Below are 17,744 nucleotides of genomic sequence, written 5' to 3' on the forward strand. Positions count from 1 at the left end.
TATGTAAGTAATTCATATTTCCCATATAAAAGGATTTGCTTTAATATAATGAGTGTAAAGTTCGAGTATTCGAAGTACTACTTGAATTATATCCCTATCCCTTTTCTAAAAATGCGAACAAGTTTTGCCCTATTCTATTCAATATTTAATTGCATAGAAATATATTGTTCGATGACCATTATGGAACGTACATAATGGGAAAATCCCGATCCTTAAAGAGGATGCCCCTAATCTTCATGTGAAAATATGATCGGATATGAAAGCTGACCAATTTATGGTCAGCTTTCTTTTTGTTCAAAAACTATTTCTTCTTTAATTTCTGTTTGTAATAATAAAGCTTTTCCGAAACGATGTTTACATTCTGCACGCACTTTTTCAATGGCTAGTAGCTGAGTAGTGGCAGGAACCGTGACGATAGCTTGGCGAGGTTTTCGATTTTCTTCACAAAAGACACATTCCACAACATATTTAGAAATCATATTTTCATCCTTCCGTTTTTAATTTCTAAGAAGGGATTGTCTATGAAGTTAATGTGATTTTTCGTCATTAGTTTACTTTTTTCCTCTTTTTTCAAGGAGAAAATAGTAAAGAAGGCGAATTTTTGTAGGGGAGGGATGTACATGGAGAGATGGATAGGTGCAGCAGCTATATGTGTAAATGAAAGAAATGAAATCTTAATGGTATTGCAAGGACAAAAGGGAGAAGAAAAAAGGTGGTCTATCCCAAGTGGAGGACATGAAAAAGGAGAAACACTAGAGGAATGCTGTATCCGAGAAGTTTGGGAGGAAACAGGTTATAGTGTGGAAGTTATAAGTAAAATATATGAAAAAGAAGGTATTACATACGGGGTGCCTGTATACGTTCATTATTATGTCGTAAAAAAAGTAGGCGGTAGTATGAAAATCCAAGATCCTGATGAGTTAATACATGAAATTGCTTGGAAGGGGATAGATGAAATGAAGGAATTAACGCTATCTTTCCCGGAGGATTATGAGATTTTAAATAAATACATAAATAAAAAAGCGAGTGTTTAGACACTTGCTTTTTTAATGTATCCACGATAAGAAAAGCGGAACGATAACTAAACTAGCTCCTGCTGTTAAAAGCATGGATAAACTGGCGATAGTTCCTTCTACAGGACCGATTTCAAATGCTTTTGATGTACCGGTTCCATTTGCGCTTGTTCCTAACATAATACCTTTTGCAATTGCTGTTTTAATACGGCAAATACGGATAAGAGAAGGGCCAAGCAATGCTCCTGTTAACGCAGTTAAAACAACAAATACCGCTGTTAATTGTGACATACCACCAATCATTTCTGAAATGGCCATTGCAATTGGCGTCGTTACAATATGAGGTGCTAAACTATGTTCTAGTGTTGAATCAATCTGAAAATAATTTGCTAGTAATGCTGAAGTAATAACGGATAAAAACGAACCGACAATGACGTTAAGTAAGATAGCCATTCCATGTTTCTTGAGTAAATCAAAGTATTTATAGATTGGCCATGCAAAAGCAACTGTTGCAGGTTTTAATAATTCTGTTAACCATTGACCACCTGTTTCATATGTTTCATAAGATGTGTCTAGTCCGAGTAATAAAGCGATTAAAATAATAGGACAGACGAGAAGAGGAGAAAGTAAGCTCCAATTCCAGCGTTGATACATTTTCTTCGATATCCAATATGTGAATAGTGTTAATAGTAAACAAAGAAAGCCAATCATTGCACGGATCCTTTCCGCTTTAGTAGCAATTCTGTTAAGAGTCCTGTAACGAGAGTGACACAAAGTGTACTAATCATAATAATTAAGATGAGATCGATTCCATATTGTGATAGTGTATCTTTGTAGCGTATGACAGCGACTGCAGAAGGGATGAAAAATAAAATAAGTTCTTTTAATAAAAAGTCTGCACCGTCCTGTATCCACTCTTTTTTCACTAGGTTAAATTTTAATGAAATTAACAATAAAAAAATACCGATAATACTTCCTGGAACTGGGAGGTGTGCCTGTTTTGCAATCCATTCACCTGTCCAAGCGAAACAAAATAATAGTAAAATTTGTCCGCTTAATTTCCACCATTTCATACAGTAACCACCTCTTTCTTTTTTTACATAAAAATTGTAAAAAAGAATTAACAAATTCTACTATACGTTCATTCGAAAAATTTGTCTAATATATAAATTATATGTTATTAATATATTAGACGTATTAATTGAAATGGAAAAGGGTGTCCAAAATGGAATTACGGCATTTGCAATATTTTGTTGTAGTGGCAGAGGAGTTACACTTTGGACGAGCAGCTGCTCGTTTACAAATGACACAACCACCGCTTAGTCAACAAATTCAGCAATTAGAAAAAGAAATGGGAGTTATGTTATTTTCAAGAACGAAGAGAAAGGTTGAATTAACAGAAGCTGGAGAAATGTTTTTGAAAGAAGTAAAAAAAGCGTTCGAACAAATTGAAAAAGCGGTAGAGATTGCACAAAGTGCCCAAAGGGGAGAAGTGGGCTCACTTTCAATTGGTTTTGTAGGTGCGGCGATATATGATATTTTACCATCTATCGTAAGGGAGTATAGAAAGAAATTTCCGAGAGTGTCTGTTGCATTACATGAATTATCTACGCCAGATCAAGTGCATGCACTTCATGATAATCGTATTGATATTGGTTTTTTGCGTCCACCAATCCCAACACAATTATTAGAATTAGAGCCAATTCAAAAACTATCTTGTACGTTATGTTTACCGAAGGCTCATCCACTTGCAGAGAAAGATGAAATACATATAGAAGATTTACGGGATGAACCGTTTGTATTTATTACGAGACCAGTATGGCCAGCTTTGTATGATACAATTTTATCCCTTTGTAGAGAAGTTGGATTTAGCCCGCGTATTGTGCAAGAAGCAACGGAATATCAAACAGTTATGGGACTTGTAGCAGCAGGGATTGGAATTACAGTAATACCCGTATCGGCAAATAAATTATATAAAACAGAAGTTGTATATAAAGAGCTATATGATTCTAATTTTGTTGCAGAAATGTCAGTGGCTTATAAAAAAATGAACAGCAATCCAGAGCTTTTAGAGTTTTTAAAGATCGCAAGAGAGAAGAAAAGAATAGAAGTTGAGGATGAGATTAATTAATTTGTTTAAAAGTCCACCTCATTAAAAAACGAAGCGGAAATGCACTGAATCGCATTTCCGCTTTATTGTGCTTTTTTAGCTCTATACTAAAGAGATAAACATGTTCATTTTCTTGTAATAGTTGATCAATAGCGGTTTTTTCTTCAAGTATTGGCACTCTTATGGTTTCTTTATTTGTTTTTATTATAGCGGCTAAAGGCGTTTTTTGATTGTATTTTAAGTTTATAGCAGATTGAATCGTAGTAGATGCAGAGCTGTTTACACTTGGAGGCAATTCTTCAGGAACGAGCATTGAACTACCTTCAATATTAACATACCAATGTTTTTGCTTTTGTACATCTTTATCGAGTTGGAAATGTGGTGGTAAAAAAGAAAGCTTTACTTTCTTTTTTGAAAAATGTGAGGAAGTTATATTAGCAATTTCGTTTGTTTTTTTACCGTTTTGATAATAATCAATCGTAGCGTTTATTTCATCTTTCTCATTTTTAAGCGTAACACTATAAAACATGCTATTACCTTCTTGAAAAGGAGTCATTTGTAAAATAGCAGATTGTTCTTTTGTTAATTTGTATGGCTTAACAATGGAAACTTCATTGGTTTTTAGTGGACTACAACTTGTAAGAAATAATAAAGACAAGATTGCTAGTAATTTTATACGCATGCAATACCTCCTCTTTTTACAATTATATTCTAAATATGATTTTTTTACCATTTTGTTTTCTAGGACTAAAGACTTAGAAAAAACTCCGATTGTAGTGCGATGTTAATAATGTCATATTTTTATACACTAGTAGTATAGAATGAGTTTGTTATGAAGTAAGGTAGGGGAAAGAATGTATGTCTTTATGTCGGTTAGTGAGAAAAAATATAAGAACATTTGCTGCCAAAAGGATGAAGCAATTTATGTGGATTGCTATAAGTACTATGATTTTATTTTTTATGATATCGCTCCAGTGTAATAAAGGAGCTATTGGGGAATTAGGGACTACACTTTTATTTCAAATGTGCTTTTACACGCTGTTTAGTGTATTCATTTTTATATGTATTTTTAATACATATAAAATAACGTGTTCTCTTCTGCAAGCGAGGAAAGAGGAAATTAAATTTTATGTAGCAGAGAATAGGAAGAGAAATGATGTACTATGTTTATTGTGCCAGGAGCAATTATTTATTTATGGAGCAGCGTTTGTTTTTGGATTAGTTAATGGGATGTTATTTTTGAAATTATTTACGATTATCTTTATGAAAATAGCAGGAATACACGGGATAAATAGTGCACCGATTACAATATTTGCAATAGTAGTTGTTAGTATAATTATGATCGTTGTCTTCCTATTATCGATGCTGCAATGTTTTCGATTTCTTCAAAGTTTACGAGATAAAAGTTCGTTTCATTTCAAGAAAAAGGCATGAGAAATCATGCCTTTTTCTATTTTACACATAAAAACAATCATGTTACAGTGTAAAGACCTGACAAAGAATGGGAAGGAAAGGTTGTATAGCATGACAAATGAACAATCAATTGTAAAGGTTGAGCGGTTAACGAAGCGAATCGGTTCAAAGACACTTGTAGAAAATATTAGTTTCGAAGTTAAAAAAGGTGAAGTAGTTGGTTTGCTCGGACCAAATGGTGCTGGAAAAACGACTTTAATGAGAATGATGGTCGGCATGATTCGTATGACAGAGGGCGAAGTTTGGATTGACGGTCAATCTGTCCAACAGCAATTTGAAAGTACTGCTGCGAAAATTGGGGCAGTAATCGAGACACCGGAATTTTATCCTTTTTTGAGCGGCTATGAAAATTTAACATATTTCGGACGAATGAATGGTAATGTGACAGAAGAACGTATCGATGAAGTAGTGAAATTATTAGGGATGGGACAAGTAATTGATCGCAAAGTAAAAGCATATTCACTCGGCATGAGACAACGTTTAGGAATTGCTCAAGCGCTTATTCATGACCCAGATGTATTGATATTAGATGAACCAACGAATGGATTAGATCCTAGTGGAATACATGAAATGAGAATGTACATAAAGAAAATTGCACATGAACAAGGGAAAGCGGTACTTGTATCTAGTCATTTACTTTCAGAAGTTGAATTAATGTGTGACAGAGTTATCATTATTCAGCACGGAGAATATGTGGCGACGCAAAATATTCAGCATAATCAAAGCGAAGAGTTGGAGACAATCCGTATACGTGTAGATGATGCGAATAAAGCGGCAGAAATGTTAAAACAAGATGTTTTGATAAAAGGTAATGATCTACTTATTAATGTAAAAGATGAAGAAATCCCAAATGTTATTCGTACATTGCTTGAGAAAAATATTCAAGTTTATCGTGTATATGAAGAAAGAAAGACGTTAGAAGAGCAATTTTTAGAATTAACAGGGGGAAAAGATATTGTTTAATTTAGTATATAACGAACTGTATAAAATATTTAAGCGAAAGCGAACGATTATTCCATTTGCAGTTATTGCAGTATTAATAATTGGATTAGGGTGGGTTACGGTCAAGTATTTAGAACCGGAAACAAAAGGATGGAAAGCCGATTATACAGAACGAACTGTAGAAATAGAGAAAAAGCTAGGCATGAAAAAAGAAGCTATTTTAGCAGAACGATCTGGAGACGAGCTTGTAAATGAATATCAACTTAAGATGAAGCATTTAGATACAGATACAGCGCCGGCAAGCAGTTCTCCGCTTTCTTTCATGAGAGATACAGGTTTTATCGTATTTCCAATATTGCTCCCGTTTATCCTTGTGTATGCAAGTACAATTTTTGCGAATGAATATAGCTGGGGAACATATAAATTTTTAACGATACGACCAGCAAGTCGCTTTAAAATTTTGACAGCTAAATTTTTAGCAATCGTGATATTTGCAGCGTTATTGTTTATATTTAATATGATTTTCTCCACTTTATGTGGACTAGTTATATATAAATTCCAGCAGCCTGCATGGAGCGAATTTATTTTCCGAGATGGAAATATTATAAAACAAAATATTTTTGTAGAAGCTAGTAAGTATTATATTTTATCGTGGTTGCCGACGATTGTGTATGCAGCGTTTGCATTTATGATTTCTGTGCTAACAAGATCTAGCGGAGGCGCGATTGGTATTTCACTATTTCTTGCTTTATCAGGAAACATTGCATTACTAGCAGCAACTAGATATGATTGGGCGAAATATTTATTGCCAGCAAACACAGATTTATATAGTATTTCAAAGAATGGAAGTTTTATTGATGGAGTAACATTCCCGTTTGCTTCATGTATGTTATTACTGTATTTATTTGTATTTTTAAGCATTTCTTATACAGTATTTTTAAAACGTGATTTAACCTAATAAAAGGGGCCGTTAAGTATGTCTTAACGGCTCCTTTTATATGCAAATTGTTTAAGTGCTTTTTCAGCTAACAAAGCGAAGTATTCTGCACTTATAGATAATGCCCGCTCGTCTACTGTGAAAGCTGGATGATGCCATTCATGTGTACCACTCGTTCCCATAAAGACAAATGAACCAGGTATTTCTTGTTGATAAAAAGAAAAATCTTCTCCGGCCATTGACGGGGTAGGGGAGATGATATTTAAATTCATTTGTTCGGCAACTTGAATCGATAAGTTTGTTAGAGATGTATCGTTATGAACGGCAGGAGGACCTGGATAAAAACGAAATTCTGTTTTTACACCTAATGCATCAGAAATCCCATGAATAATACGTTTCATTAGAGCAGGAATCTTTTCGCGTGTTTCTGCTTGGAAAGTGCGAACCGTTCCTTCCAACGTAGCTTTTTCAGGAATAACGTTCCACGTATTTCCTGAATGGATGTTTGTAACGCTAACAACGGCATTATGAGAAGAACTTATATTTCGGCTTACAATTGTTTGGAGTGCCATAACAATTTGAGAGGACGCGACAATAGGATCTACCCCAGCGTCTGGTACAGCTGCATGTGTACCAACTCCGTGAATTTCAATTTCAAATCGATCAACTCCGGCCATCAGTGGACCATCTTTAATACCGATTGTACCTACTGGTAAATCAGGTTTATTATGCATACCGAAAATAGCTTGCACGCCATGTAAATGTCCGGCTTCAATGACTTTGCAAGCACCATTGCTACTTTCTTCAGCTGGCTGGAATATAAAGCGTACAGTTCCGCTAAGAGAAGCTTCTTTCTCCTTTAATAAATAAGCGGCCCCTATAATAGAAGCTGTATGAAAATCGTGCCCACAAGCATGCATTTTACCGTGAATTTTTGAAGCGTACGGCAAATTTGTTTCCTCTTGGATAGGAAGGGCATCAATATCAGCACGGATTGCTATAAGCGGTCCGCTATTATTCCCCGAAATCTCAGCAATAACGCCTGTTTCTAAACTAGAATTTATAATCGTGATGTTTTTTTCCTCTAACCAATTTTTTATAGCCTTCGTCGTTTCAAATTCTTCGTATGATAATTCGGGATGCTCATGTAAATTTCGACGAATAGAAATCAGCGTCTCAGTTAATTGCTTTAGATTGGTTGCCACTTAGAATGACCTCTTTCTTAAATAAAGTATTTACATTAAGTATACAATAATAAAAGAGAGGATTCTCAAATGAAAATCCTCTCTCGTTTATGCTGCCAATTTTTTGTGTGTATGATGTTTACGATAACGTCCACGCATTGCATAAGCAATTTGCGGGATTGCAATCCCAATTAAAATAAGTGATACACCGAACCATTGTGAAGATAGTACAGCTTCTTTTAAAACGAATACAGACATAATTGTTGTAACTGGTAGTTCCGCAGCGCCAAGAATAGTCGCTAAGCCAGAACCAATCTTTGGAATACCAATTGTAAAGGCGATAGAAGGAATAACGATACTAAATGTTCCTAAACCTAAACCGTATTTCCAAAGTCCTTCAGAAATTGCGCCGTTAAAAATAAATGTTGGAGGGAATACGATCATTACTAAAGTTAAAGCGCCAGCCATTAAGAGAACACCACGTGGTAATGAAGGTACTTCAACAGCAACTTTTCCGCTCACAAAAATGTATGTTGCAAATGTAACAGCAGATAATAAACCTAGTATGATTCCAGTCGTATCGAAATCACCTGCTGATTTTTCTAGTAAACCACTTGATAAAAATGTACCTGCAAGTAAGAAAATAACGGAAATAACTTTTTCTCTTGAAGGTAATGTTTTTGTTGAGACTGCTTCAATAATAATTCCGACCCAAACGAATTGGAATAAAAGTATAATTGCAATAGATGCTGGTACAGTTTTTAATGATGCATAATAAAAAATGCCAGTGAAGCTTGCAGATGTTCCTGCAACGAATAAAATTAACGCTTGTTTTAATGGAACACGATGTCTAGAAAATAGAAGTGTAATAGCAAGCAAAATAATCCAACCGAACATATATTGGCTGCCAATTACCTCTCCAAGTGAAAATCCTTCTGCATATGCAAGTTTAACGAAAATAGCTAAAATCCCATAACTACACGCTCCTAATAAAACTAAAAGAGAATAACGAAGCATAAAAAATTCCTCCCATCTATATGAAATTGTTCCATAACGGACATATATAACTAGAGGGAAGTATACAAAATTAAAAATAAAGGGTCAAATAAAAGAAAAGTGTGACATTTTATAGAATAATAATAAAAGTATGATATTTATGCATAATCTTGAAATTAGTAATAATAGAAGTATTGTAAAATCAGGTTTGTATTGTATAAAGACAGCATTTGAAAAAAATATTTTTTTAATCAATATGTATATAGATACATACTAGTAACATGCTAATCATTTGAGAAACTATGTTACCTTTGTTATGTTAATAACAATTAGAGGAGTTTTATAATTTAATTGAGATTTTTCTATATAATAGAAGGAAATGAAAACGTTTTTTTAGAAAGTGAGTGAAAGGGTGGTTTTTCTTATTGCCACGTTGGAAAAGTGATTTCACGAATTGTTCATAGTATTTTTACGTGTTTTTGCTACAATATGTAAGGAGAGGAGTGGAATAATGCAAGATATTAGTATTTTTTTAGCGTTTGGCGCCGGGTTTTTATCATTTATTTCCCCATGTTGCTTACCGCTGTATCCGGCATTTTTATCGTACATAACAGGTATGTCGGTTTCTGAGTTGAAAGAAGAAAATGCAATGCTTCGCAAAAGAAGTATGATACATACAGCGTTTTTCTTACTTGGATTTTCAATTATATTTATTGCAATTGGATTTGGTACAAGCTTTATTGGAGGCATCTTTACAAATTATAAAGATTTAATTAGACAGTTAGGTGGTGTATTTATCATCGTGTTCGGTCTTATTATTGTCGGTGTGTTTAAGCCGAAGTTTTTAATGCAAGACCGTAAATTTACGTTTAAAAATCGTCCGAGTGGTTATTTTGGATCTGTTTTAATTGGTTTAGCATTTGCTGCAGGATGGACGCCTTGTACAGGACCTATTTTAGTGTCTGTAATCGGATTAGCGGCAACAAATCCAGAATCAGCAATGATTTATATGATCGCATACATACTTGGATTCGCTATCCCGTTCTTCGTATTATCATTCTTTATTACGAAAATGTCTTGGATTAAAAGAAATAGTATGAAATTCATGAAAATCGGGGGATACGTTATGATTATCATGGGTATCTTCTTATACTTTAACTGGATGACGAAAATTATCGTATATTTCTCAAGTTTATTTGGTGGTTTTACCGGTTTTTAGTATTATTCTGTGAAACTGTTGGAAATACTAACGGAAAAGCATATAATGAAAGTATATTTTGCATATAGCCACAAAAAAGGATGAGAAAATATGAACATAGTTGTTTTATCCAGTATCGTTGCTGTTTGTATGGCTGTTGGTGCGATGTTTATTCGTTTAAAAGCAGCTAAGAAACCTGCAACATTGAAAAAAATTATACTTCCACCATTTTTTATGAGTACGGGAGCATTGATGTATGTTTTTCCTGAATTTCGATTAACTCCAGCAGAAATGTTAGAAGCAATTGGCGTTGGTTTGTTTTTCTCTATTTTTCTTATTAAAACATCTAAATTTGAAATTAGAGGACAAGAGATTTATTTGAAGCGTTCAAAAGCATTTGTTTTTATATTAATTGGATTACTTGTCGTGCGGATTGTATTCAAAACATACTTAAGTCAATCCCTTGATTTAGGGCAACTTAGCGGCATGTTCTTCTTACTCGCGTTCGCGATGATAGTGTCATGGAGAATTGCAATGTACCGTTCCTTTACGAAATTACAGAAGGAAATGGAAAAAGAAGATGGTTTTTATAATGAAAAAGATATGAAATTAACGTGAAGTATATATCTGTACAGAAAAAACAGCGTCAAAGACGCTGTTTTTTTATTGATATTATTAATAATTTTTTGTTCCAATTTCAACCTATAAATTGTTTAGTCTTGCGGTTAACTTGTTTGAAAAATGAAGATTATTTTGCTAATAAAGTTTTATAATTTGAATAATCAATTTCTTTTTCTTGTAGTTTTTTTACTAAAAATTTATGATCACGTTTCGGTGTAGCGATAATATACCCTTTAATAATTAAATCTTGTGTAATTTGAGAGGCTTTTTCTTGTAATGCAAGTTCTCCGATTTTGCCAGCAATTTTTGATTTAGCGACATCGCGAAACAGTTCTGGAACAGGACTTACGAGCTCTTCTAACAATTGTTTTTGTTCGTCATCCCATAAATGCCTCGTTTTATTAATATAGTGCTCTTCCCAATCTAAAATAGACATACCATCTTCTTTTGGTAATCGTTTTAAAAATTTTCTGAACATAAAGTATCCACCAATAGACATAAGTCCCAGTAAAATAACAGTCCATAGCACAATAAACCAACTGAACCATCCTTCGAGCAAGCGTATCCCCCCTTAATGATTGCGGTTTTCTTTTATTCATATTATAAACAGTGAGATTCATAGAAAGCAAGAACGCTTGGTCATTTTGACCAAGCGTTCTCATTTAAACGAAGTATAGTTGTTCAACACATAAATTATTATTATCGTCTTCAATATACTCAATAATAAGTGTGCCAACTTTACGATCTTTATCTTCAGTTGTGAAAATAGAGTAAGAAGTAAAACGTGCTGTTGATAGGCCGCTTATATGTGTAGGTAAAGAAATGTAGTCGTTATCGCGGAAGAATTCCATCAGTTCAATATCCTCAAATTCTTTTCGGTCAACTTGTTTGTTTGTATAGCGGCGTTGGAGTTGTTTTAAAGACTCATTCCAAGAAATTGCTTTTGTGTCGTATACCATTGTTCTATCTCCTTACTGTATGTAATCATTAAGAACATACGTTCTAGTTTAGTATACTCTTTTTATTAGAAAAGGGAAAGCAAAAAATAATGTAAGCTTGGATTTCCAAGCTTACATTATTGATGCGTCCGTCATAATCTCTATTTTTTATTATAAGTTACATAAGAATAAGAAACAAGATGATATATATTTTGTTGATAGTTTTCAAGATTCTGTATATTATAAGTGTACTAAAGTGCAAGGGAATGAGAGGGATGGCATATATAATTTCACTCCAAAGACCGATGGCAAGCGGAAAAACTACATTGGCTAAAAGATTAGAACGATGCGGGCTTTCAGTTATATATGAAAATCCTTATCCAATTGTAGAAAAGCGAAAACAATTAAAATTGGATATGAAGTCAAAAGAAGGGTTTATTCTAAATCAAAAAATGTTTATGGAAGCAAAAATAAAGGAGTTTCGAAATGTGAAAGATTCAGTTGTAATTTTTGATCGTGGACCAGAAGATATTGAGTTCTATACACTTTTTTACCCAACGATTATAGGGGAAGAGTGGGATATAGAAACTGAATTAAAAGATGAATTATATAAATTAAGAGAATGCCGTTCGGATGCGATTTTTTACTTAGATGTTACGAAAAAGAATGTATATAATAGAAAAAATAATGATAGGACAAGAAATCGAAGTACATTTGAGGAGCAATTTAAATTAGTAGAAACTGAAAAAGAATGGTATAAACAATTTTCTGTAACTTATGCGGATACAAATAGATTAACAGTGAACGAGTTAGAAGCATATTTTATGGAATGGTTAAGGGAGAAAGGGCTATGAAAAAATACTTTTATTTGTATATCCAACATTTGCGGAGTTTGAGATAACGGTAGCAACGGCATTGCTGAAAAAGAAGTATGAAATCATTACAGTGGGTTTAACTAAGGAATTGGTTATAAGTGAAACGGGGTTGCAAGTGAAGCCACATATGGAATTAAGTGAAGTACGTGTAGATGAGTATGAGGGGATACTTATTCCAGGTGGAGAAGAAGTACAGTTGAAAGATGCAAAAGCTCTTTTTTCAATCATTCATCAATTTTATGAACAAGAAAAATTAGTGGCAGCAATTTGTGCTGGACCGTATGCGCTAGCAAAAGCAGGCTTATTCAAAGGAATATCGTATACAGTGACTATGGATTATAAAAAATTGGATTGTTTTCCAGTAGAAAATTTTGTGTATGAACAAGTTGTGCAACATTCAAATATTATTACCGCACAGGGGCATGCATTTGTACCATTTGGAATAGCGATTGCCTCTTATTTTGGGATAGCGAACGAACATAATGTGAATTTTTACAGTGGTAAGGGGAATGTGATGATGGAGGAGCTTTTGCCTGAGAATGTATAAAAGCTAGCAAATGCTAGCTTTTTTCTTTTTGACATCGATAAATGGCTAACGTTTTCGGATCACGCCATATACCGTTATGAAGTGACAATTCATTTTCTACTTCTTCTTTTAGCCATTCCTTCATTTCGGCGTGAAGATGTGTATTATCAGGTATATTTAGCGACGGAAACATGCTAGAAATATAGTTTACAATCGGAGTAGCGTGATGGAAAACGAGTGCATTATGAATAATGGTTTCTTCAACAGCTAGAAACACAGAGTGTAATATCTCTTTACCATTTTCTAAACAAAATGGAGTGACTGATGATGTTGTTTTCGGCAAATCAAATGCGTCTAACATGCGGTTACACATTTCAACTATACGAGGTAATGTAACGCTAGAATTTGTTGTAGCTAAAAGTGAGCCACCGGGACGAATTACTTTATGGAATCCTTGAATTGTTTGTTCGACATCTTTCATGTGATATAACATATGTCTTGCGACGATCCAGTCATAGCAATTAACTTCGAAAGGGAGTTTAGCAGCATCACCTAGTCTCCATTCAATTAAGTTATTCTTTATTTCAGCTTCAGAAAGCATCGCTTTCGATTGGTCAAAGCCGGTTAGTTGTCCTTTATGACCGCTAGTTTGTAAAACGGAAAGAAAATTCCCATTAGCGCACCCAACCTCTAATATTTTTTCGTCTCCTTGAAGTTGTAAATGTTCCAGGACGACTTTATCTAAATTCACTTGTTTTTCTTCGTAATGTTTATGCGTATCGATACGTGTTTGTAAATGATTACTTACGTTGTATTGGCGTTTTACATCATTCATTTTTTCACATTCCACCTTCGTGCAAAATTGCTGAATTGCATGTGTTAATACGTCGGTTTTCTTTAAACCTTCGTAATGGAGTGCAGATTCAAACCTTTCAAGTAATTTTTCTTCAATTCGAAAATGAATATCTTTTCGCTTTGTCATTGAAATCTAGCCCCTTTGCATCTGTTAGTGAGACTATAGCATGCCTGGAAAATTTGTGTAAATAATTTGTGTACACAAATGGAGGAGATGAAAAAATTGTTTGAATGTGAGTTTAAACTATTGACGATTTAACCGTTTTCATATATTCTTAAATTAAGAAATATTCAAATAATTAAAAGAAATGAGAGAGTCACATGCTTCTTCAAGGAACACATCGAATTGGTCGTATGGCCATGCTGTTGGCACTTGCGGATGAGAATGAAAGCCCTGTATTATCTATCCCAAAAGGTTGGAAGTATTGTACGGGGAAAGTGGGTTCGATGAATTCGCAAAAGGTTGTCGCAGCAATGGAAACAGCGGCTAAGAGCAACCAAGTTATTGAAACAGACGTTTACAGAGAAACACATGCACTTTATCATGCAATTATGGAAGCTTTGTACGGAGTGACGAGAGGTCAAATTCAGTTAGCAGACGTTCTTCGTACAGTAGGACTTCGTTTTGCGATTGTGCGCGGTACACCATACGACGGAAAAAAAGAAGGCGAATGGGTTGCTGTTGCATTATATGGAACGATTGGTGCACCTGTAAAAGGATCTGAGCATGAGGCGATTGGTTTAGGAATTAATCACATATGATTTGCCCATAGTCTATTAGTTAGAAGGGGGCCTTACTTTTTTTAGGACAGAAGTCTGTCTTAAAAAGATAAGGTCCCCTTTTGCCTTTTTAAGGAGGAAAAAAGAATGATTACGTTAACAGGACACACATTGACAATTGAAGAAATGAAGAGGTTGTTACTCGAAGGGGAAGGTGTAATAGCTTGTCCAACTAGTATGCAAAAGGTGGCAGAGTGCCGCGAAGTAGTTGAGAAAATTGTAGAGGATGGAAAAGTCGTTTACGGTATTACAACTGGATTTGGAAAGTTTAGTGACGTGCTTATTCAAAAAGATGATGCAAAGGCGCTTCAACACAATTTAATTCAGTCACATGCATGCGGGATAGGCGATCCATTTCCTGAAGAAGTATCACGCGGTATGTTAATTTTACGAGCGAACACGATGCTTAAAGGAGTATCTGGCGTTAGACCGCTTGTTGTAAATATGCTTCTTGAATTTGTAAATCGTAAAATTCATCCAGTCGTTCCGCAACAAGGTTCACTTGGTGCGAGTGGCGATTTAGCGCCTTTATCTCATCTTGCGCTCGTATTATTAGGCGAAGGTGAAGTGTTCTATAAGGGGAAACGCGTTCATGCGATGGTTGCTCTTACAGAAGAAGGTCTTGAACCGATTGAACTTGAAGCGAAAGAAGGGCTTGCATTAATCAATGGTACGCAGGCGATGACAGCGCAAGGAGTTCTTTCTTATATAGAAGCAGAAGCAACGGCTTATCAAGCTGAATTCATTGCTTCGATGACAATTGAAGGATTACAAGGCATTATTGATGCATTTGATGAAAATGTTCATAAAGCACGTGGTTATAAAGAGCAAGTGGAAGTAGCGAGCAGAATTCGTGAAATTCTTCATGATAGTAAATTAACAACAAAGCAAGGGGAACTACGTGTACAGGATGCGTATTCACTTCGCTGTATCCCGCAAGTGCACGGTGCATCTTGGCAAGTATTAAATTATGTGAAAGAAAAATTAGAAATTGAAATGAATGCAGCAACAGATAATCCGCTAATCTTTGATGGCGGGGAAAAAGTAATTTCAGGTGGTAATTTCCACGGTCAACCGATTGCGTTTGCGATGGACTTCTTAAAAGTAGGGATGGCGGAACTTGCAAATATTTCAGAGCGTCGTATTGAGCGTTTAGTAAATCCGCAGTTAAATGATTTGCCACCATTTTTAAGTCCAGAACCAGGACTACAGTCTGGTGCAATGATTATGCAATACGCAGCTGCGTCACTTGTTTCTGAAAATAAAACGTTAGCACATCCGGCGAGTGTTGATTCAATTCCGTCATCAGCTAACCAAGAAGATCACGTAAGTATGGGAACAATCGCTTCACGCCATGCGCATCAAATTATTCAAAATGTAAGACGTGTTCTTTCAATTGAGATGATTTGTGCGATGCAAGCAGCAGAATATCGTGGTATTGAAAACATGAGTACAGTGACGAAGAGCTTCTACCATCAAGGTCGTCAGCAAGTGCCTTCTATTACAAATGACCGCATATTCTCAACAGATATTGAAAATATTTCGCATTGGTTAAAAACGAATTATTCGATAAAAGAAAGATTAGATGTAAACGCAGCACTATAAAATGAGAAAAGGGAGAGATCGAAATGGAAAAAGTACAACAAACAATTCGCGCGGCAAGAGGTACGGAGTTACAAACGAAAGGGTGGGTTCAAGAAGCAGCACTTCGTATGTTAATGAACAATTTAGATCCGGAAGTTGCTGAAAAACCAGAAGAATTAGTTGTATATGGTGGAATTGGCCGTGCAGCTCGTAACTGGGAAAGCTATCAGGCGATTGTAGATTCATTAAAAACGTTAGAAAGCGATGAAACATTACTTGTTCAATCAGGAAAACCAGTTGCAATCTTTAAATCACATGAAGATGCACCTCGCGTACTTTTAGCGAACTCAAACTTAGTACCGAAGTGGGCGAACTGGGATCACTTCCGTGAACTAGAGAAAAAAGGTCTTATGATGTACGGACAAATGACAGCAGGTAGCTGGATTTATATTGGAACACAAGGTATTTTACAAGGAACATATGAAACGTTTGGAGAAGCGGCACGTCAACATTTCGATGGTTCATTAAAAGGTACATTAACACTTACTGCTGGTTTAGGTGGTATGGGTGGTGCACAACCTCTTGCTGTAACGATGAATGGCGGTGTTGTTATTGCTATTGACGTTGATAAGCGCAGCATCGATCGTCGTATTGAAAAGAGATACTGTGATATGTATACAGAATCGTTAGAAGAAGCGTTAACTGTTGCGAATGAGTATAAAGAGAAGAAAGAACCGATTTCTATTGGCTTATTAGGAAATGCGGCAGAGATTTTACCAGAACTAGTGAAACGTAATATTACGCCAGATTTAGTTACGGACCAAACCTCTGCTCATGATCCATTAAACGGCTATATTCCAGTAGGTTACACGTTAGAAGAAGCAGCAAAACTTCGTGAAGAAGATCCAGAACGTTACGTACAATTATCAAAAGAAAGTATGACAAAACATGTGGAAGCAATGCTTGCAATGCAAGCAAAAGGCGCAATTACATTTGATTACGGAAATAACATTCGTCAAGTTGCTTTCGATGAAGGTTTGAAAAATGCATTCGATTTCCCAGGATTCGTTCCAGCATTTATCCGTCCATTATTCTGCGAAGGAAAAGGACCGTTCCGCTGGGTAGCACTTTCTGGTGATCCAGAAGATATTTATAAAACAGACGAAGTAATTTTACGTGAATTCGCTGACAATGAGCATTTATGTAACTGGATTCGTATGGCACGTCAGCAAGTTGAGTTCCAAGGTCTTCCATCACGTATTTGTTGGTTAGGTTACGGTGAGCGCGCGAAATTTGGTCGCATCATTAATGAAATGGTTGCAAATGGTGAATTATCAGCACCAATCGTTATCGGTCGTGACCATTTAGATTGCGGATCAGTAGCATCTCCAAACCGTGAAACAGAATCGATGAAAGACGGTAGTGATGCAGTAGCAGACTGGCCAATTTTAAATGCATTAATTAACAGTGTAAACGGTGCAAGCTGGGTATCGGTTCACCACGGTGGTGGCGTTGGTATGGGTTATTCACTTCACGCTGGAATGGTTATCGTTGCAGATGGAACAGAAGCAGCAGCAAAACGTATTGAGCGCGTATTAACTTCTGACCCTGGTATGGGTGTTGTTCGTCACGTTGATGCAGGATATGACTTAGCTGTGGAAACTGCGAAAGAAAAAGGCGTTAACATTCCGATGATGAAATAAGGAGGAGAA

The 17,744-nt window shown here is 35.4% G+C and carries 20 protein-coding genes and 2 pseudogenes; 13 read left to right on the forward strand and 9 right to left on the reverse strand.

Annotation, left to right across the window (positions count from 1 at the left end; translation table 11 throughout):
• Window positions 1–278 precede the first annotated feature (278 nt).
• Window positions 279–479 (reverse strand): DUF3903 domain-containing protein, encoded by a 201-nt coding sequence (locus DN390_RS16240; protein WP_147807817.1) that lies wholly within the window; start codon window positions 477–479, stop codon window positions 279–281.
• A 141-nt stretch (window positions 480–620) separates the two neighbouring features.
• Between DN390_RS16240 and DN390_RS16245 the strand changes: the two genes are divergently transcribed.
• Window positions 621–1,034: an NUDIX hydrolase gene (locus DN390_RS16245; RefSeq protein ID WP_147807818.1), complete on the forward strand. Its 414-nt coding sequence runs from the start codon at window positions 621–623 to the stop codon at window positions 1,032–1,034.
• A 12-nt stretch (window positions 1,035–1,046) separates the two neighbouring features.
• On the opposite strand, the gene DN390_RS16250 is transcribed toward DN390_RS16245, so the two are convergent.
• Together DN390_RS16250 and DN390_RS16255 are read right to left on the reverse strand one after the other, a co-directional pair.
• The gene (locus DN390_RS16250; RefSeq protein ID WP_147807819.1) at window positions 1,047–1,724 is read right to left on the reverse strand and encodes an LrgB family protein; all 678 of its coding nucleotides are present in this window, start codon (window positions 1,722–1,724) and stop codon (window positions 1,047–1,049) included.
• Window positions 1,721–2,086, reverse strand: a complete 366-nt coding sequence (locus DN390_RS16255; protein WP_000872364.1) for a CidA/LrgA family holin-like protein — start codon at window positions 2,084–2,086, stop codon at window positions 1,721–1,723. The genes DN390_RS16250 and DN390_RS16255 overlap by 4 nt, the downstream gene beginning before the upstream one ends.
• A 152-nt stretch (window positions 2,087–2,238) precedes the next feature.
• Here DN390_RS16255 and alsR point away from each other — a divergent pair, with 152 nt between their 5' ends.
• Window positions 2,239–3,144, forward strand: coding sequence for an acetoin biosynthesis transcriptional regulator AlsR (alsR, locus tag DN390_RS16260; protein WP_000423226.1), 906 nt, complete (start codon window positions 2,239–2,241; stop codon window positions 3,142–3,144).
• 70 nt (window positions 3,145–3,214) lie between these two features.
• On the opposite strand, the pseudogene DN390_RS16265 reads toward alsR, so the two are convergent.
• A pseudogene (locus DN390_RS16265) lies at window positions 3,215–3,805 on the reverse strand (histidine kinase); the annotation flags it as partial.
• Between the two features lie 176 nt (window positions 3,806–3,981).
• Between DN390_RS16265 and DN390_RS16270 the strand changes: the two are divergent.
• From DN390_RS16270 to DN390_RS16280, 3 genes are all read left to right on the forward strand, one after another.
• Window positions 3,982–4,557 carry an FtsX-like permease family protein gene (locus DN390_RS16270; protein ID WP_147807821.1) on the forward strand — a complete coding sequence of 192 codons (576 nt, stop codon included), beginning with the start codon at window positions 3,982–3,984 and terminating at the stop codon, window positions 4,555–4,557.
• Window positions 4,558–4,647: 90 nt separating this feature from the next.
• Window positions 4,648–5,559, forward strand: coding sequence for an ABC transporter ATP-binding protein (locus tag DN390_RS16275; protein WP_147807822.1), 912 nt, complete (start codon window positions 4,648–4,650; stop codon window positions 5,557–5,559).
• Window positions 5,552–6,496 (forward strand): ABC transporter permease, encoded by a 945-nt coding sequence (locus DN390_RS16280; RefSeq protein ID WP_087967212.1) that lies wholly within the window; start codon window positions 5,552–5,554, stop codon window positions 6,494–6,496. The genes DN390_RS16275 and DN390_RS16280 overlap by 8 nt, the downstream gene beginning before the upstream one ends.
• A 23-nt stretch (window positions 6,497–6,519) precedes the next feature.
• Here the strand turns inward: DN390_RS16280 and DN390_RS16285 are convergent, their stop codons facing one another.
• The gene (locus tag DN390_RS16285; RefSeq protein WP_147807823.1) at window positions 6,520–7,680 is read right to left on the reverse strand and encodes a M20 peptidase aminoacylase family protein; all 1,161 of its coding nucleotides are present in this window, start codon (window positions 7,678–7,680) and stop codon (window positions 6,520–6,522) included.
• 87 nt (window positions 7,681–7,767) lie between these two features.
• Window positions 7,768–8,676, reverse strand: coding sequence for an EamA family transporter (locus DN390_RS16290; RefSeq protein WP_060631865.1), 909 nt, complete (start codon window positions 8,674–8,676; stop codon window positions 7,768–7,770).
• Between the two features lie 330 nt (window positions 8,677–9,006).
• Between DN390_RS16290 and DN390_RS31645 the strand changes: the two are divergent.
• The 3 genes and pseudogenes from DN390_RS31645 to DN390_RS16305 all read left to right on the forward strand — a co-directional run bounded on the left by DN390_RS31645 (window position 9,007) and on the right by DN390_RS16305 (window position 10,471).
• Window positions 9,007–9,150, forward strand: a pseudogene (locus tag DN390_RS31645) (peptidase T).
• Window positions 9,151–9,166: 16 nt separating this feature from the next.
• Window positions 9,167–9,874, forward strand: coding sequence for a cytochrome c-type biogenesis protein CcdA (gene ccdA / locus DN390_RS16300; RefSeq protein ID WP_147807824.1), 708 nt, complete (start codon window positions 9,167–9,169; stop codon window positions 9,872–9,874).
• A 90-nt stretch (window positions 9,875–9,964) separates the two neighbouring features.
• Window positions 9,965–10,471, forward strand: a complete 507-nt coding sequence (locus DN390_RS16305; protein ID WP_001028639.1) for a CcdC family protein — start codon at window positions 9,965–9,967, stop codon at window positions 10,469–10,471.
• A gap of 130 nt (window positions 10,472–10,601) precedes the next feature.
• Here DN390_RS16305 and DN390_RS16310 read toward each other — a convergent pair whose 3' ends face one another.
• Both DN390_RS16310 and DN390_RS16315 read right to left on the reverse strand, forming a co-directional pair.
• On the reverse strand, window positions 10,602–11,033 hold the full coding sequence (locus tag DN390_RS16310) for a DUF2621 domain-containing protein (RefSeq protein WP_000889382.1): 432 nt from the start codon (window positions 11,031–11,033) through the stop codon (window positions 10,602–10,604).
• A 103-nt stretch (window positions 11,034–11,136) separates the two neighbouring features.
• Window positions 11,137–11,433, reverse strand: coding sequence for a hypothetical protein (locus DN390_RS16315; RefSeq protein ID WP_070806699.1), 297 nt, complete (start codon window positions 11,431–11,433; stop codon window positions 11,137–11,139).
• A gap of 245 nt (window positions 11,434–11,678) precedes the next feature.
• Between DN390_RS16315 and DN390_RS16325 the strand changes: the two genes are divergently transcribed.
• Complete coding sequence (locus DN390_RS16325; RefSeq protein WP_147807826.1) at window positions 11,679–12,266, forward strand: AAA family ATPase; 588 nt, start codon at window positions 11,679–11,681, stop codon at window positions 12,264–12,266.
• 4 nt (window positions 12,267–12,270) lie between these two features.
• Entirely contained in the window at window positions 12,271–12,834 is a 564-nt protein-coding gene (locus DN390_RS16330; protein ID WP_147807827.1) for a DJ-1/PfpI family protein, read from the forward strand.
• A 13-nt stretch (window positions 12,835–12,847) separates the two neighbouring features.
• On the opposite strand, the gene DN390_RS16335 is transcribed toward DN390_RS16330, so the two are convergent.
• The gene (locus tag DN390_RS16335; protein WP_147807828.1) at window positions 12,848–13,795 is read right to left on the reverse strand and encodes a class I SAM-dependent methyltransferase; all 948 of its coding nucleotides are present in this window, start codon (window positions 13,793–13,795) and stop codon (window positions 12,848–12,850) included.
• Between the two features lie 194 nt (window positions 13,796–13,989).
• Between DN390_RS16335 and hutP the strand changes: the two genes are divergently transcribed.
• The 3 genes from hutP to hutU all read left to right on the forward strand — a co-directional run bounded on the left by hutP (window position 13,990) and on the right by hutU (window position 17,735).
• Complete coding sequence (gene hutP, locus DN390_RS16340) at window positions 13,990–14,430, forward strand: hut operon transcriptional regulator HutP (protein WP_000926516.1); 441 nt, start codon at window positions 13,990–13,992, stop codon at window positions 14,428–14,430.
• A 105-nt stretch (window positions 14,431–14,535) separates the two neighbouring features.
• Window positions 14,536–16,053 (forward strand): histidine ammonia-lyase, encoded by a 1,518-nt coding sequence (hutH, locus tag DN390_RS16345; RefSeq protein ID WP_147807829.1) that lies wholly within the window; start codon window positions 14,536–14,538, stop codon window positions 16,051–16,053.
• 23 nt (window positions 16,054–16,076) lie between these two features.
• A complete protein-coding gene (gene hutU / locus DN390_RS16350) occupies window positions 16,077–17,735 on the forward strand; it encodes a urocanate hydratase (RefSeq protein WP_147807830.1) in 1,659 nt (552 codons plus the stop codon).
• The last annotated feature ends 9 nt before the right edge of the window (window positions 17,736–17,744 follow it).

It is taken from the genome of Bacillus sp. SH7-1 (assembly GCF_008042405.1).
In the GTDB taxonomy this organism is placed as follows: domain Bacteria; phylum Bacillota; class Bacilli; order Bacillales; family Bacillaceae_G; genus Bacillus_A; species Bacillus_A thuringiensis_N.

Bases quoted from the DNA above. Each gene is read 5' to 3' on its own strand.
- DN390_RS16240 (WP_147807817.1), bottom strand. From the start codon at position 479: ATGATTTCTAAATATGTTGTGGAATGTGTCTTTTGTGAAGAAAATCGA.
- DN390_RS16245 (WP_147807818.1), top strand. From the start codon at position 621: ATGGAGAGATGGATAGGTGCAGCAGCTATATGTGTAAATGAAAGAAAT.
- DN390_RS16250 (WP_147807819.1), bottom strand. From the start codon at position 1,724: ATGATTGGCTTTCTTTGTTTACTATTAACACTATTCACATATTGGATA.
- DN390_RS16255 (WP_000872364.1), bottom strand. From the start codon at position 2,086: ATGAAATGGTGGAAATTAAGCGGACAAATTTTACTATTATTTTGTTTC.
- alsR (WP_000423226.1), top strand. From the start codon at position 2,239: ATGGAATTACGGCATTTGCAATATTTTGTTGTAGTGGCAGAGGAGTTA.
- DN390_RS16270 (WP_147807821.1), top strand. From the start codon at position 3,982: ATGTCTTTATGTCGGTTAGTGAGAAAAAATATAAGAACATTTGCTGCC.
- DN390_RS16275 (WP_147807822.1), top strand. From the start codon at position 4,648: ATGACAAATGAACAATCAATTGTAAAGGTTGAGCGGTTAACGAAGCGA.
- DN390_RS16290 (WP_060631865.1), bottom strand. From the start codon at position 8,676: ATGCTTCGTTATTCTCTTTTAGTTTTATTAGGAGCGTGTAGTTATGGG.
- ccdA (WP_147807824.1), top strand. From the start codon at position 9,167: ATGCAAGATATTAGTATTTTTTTAGCGTTTGGCGCCGGGTTTTTATCA.
- DN390_RS16305 (WP_001028639.1), top strand. From the start codon at position 9,965: ATGAACATAGTTGTTTTATCCAGTATCGTTGCTGTTTGTATGGCTGTT.
- DN390_RS16315 (WP_070806699.1), bottom strand. From the start codon at position 11,433: ATGGTATACGACACAAAAGCAATTTCTTGGAATGAGTCTTTAAAACAA.
- DN390_RS16325 (WP_147807826.1), top strand. From the start codon at position 11,679: ATGAGAGGGATGGCATATATAATTTCACTCCAAAGACCGATGGCAAGC.
- DN390_RS16335 (WP_147807828.1), bottom strand. From the start codon at position 13,795: ATGACAAAGCGAAAAGATATTCATTTTCGAATTGAAGAAAAATTACTT.
- hutP (WP_000926516.1), top strand. From the start codon at position 13,990: ATGCTTCTTCAAGGAACACATCGAATTGGTCGTATGGCCATGCTGTTG.
- hutH (WP_147807829.1), top strand. From the start codon at position 14,536: ATGATTACGTTAACAGGACACACATTGACAATTGAAGAAATGAAGAGG.
- hutU (WP_147807830.1), top strand. From the start codon at position 16,077: ATGGAAAAAGTACAACAAACAATTCGCGCGGCAAGAGGTACGGAGTTA.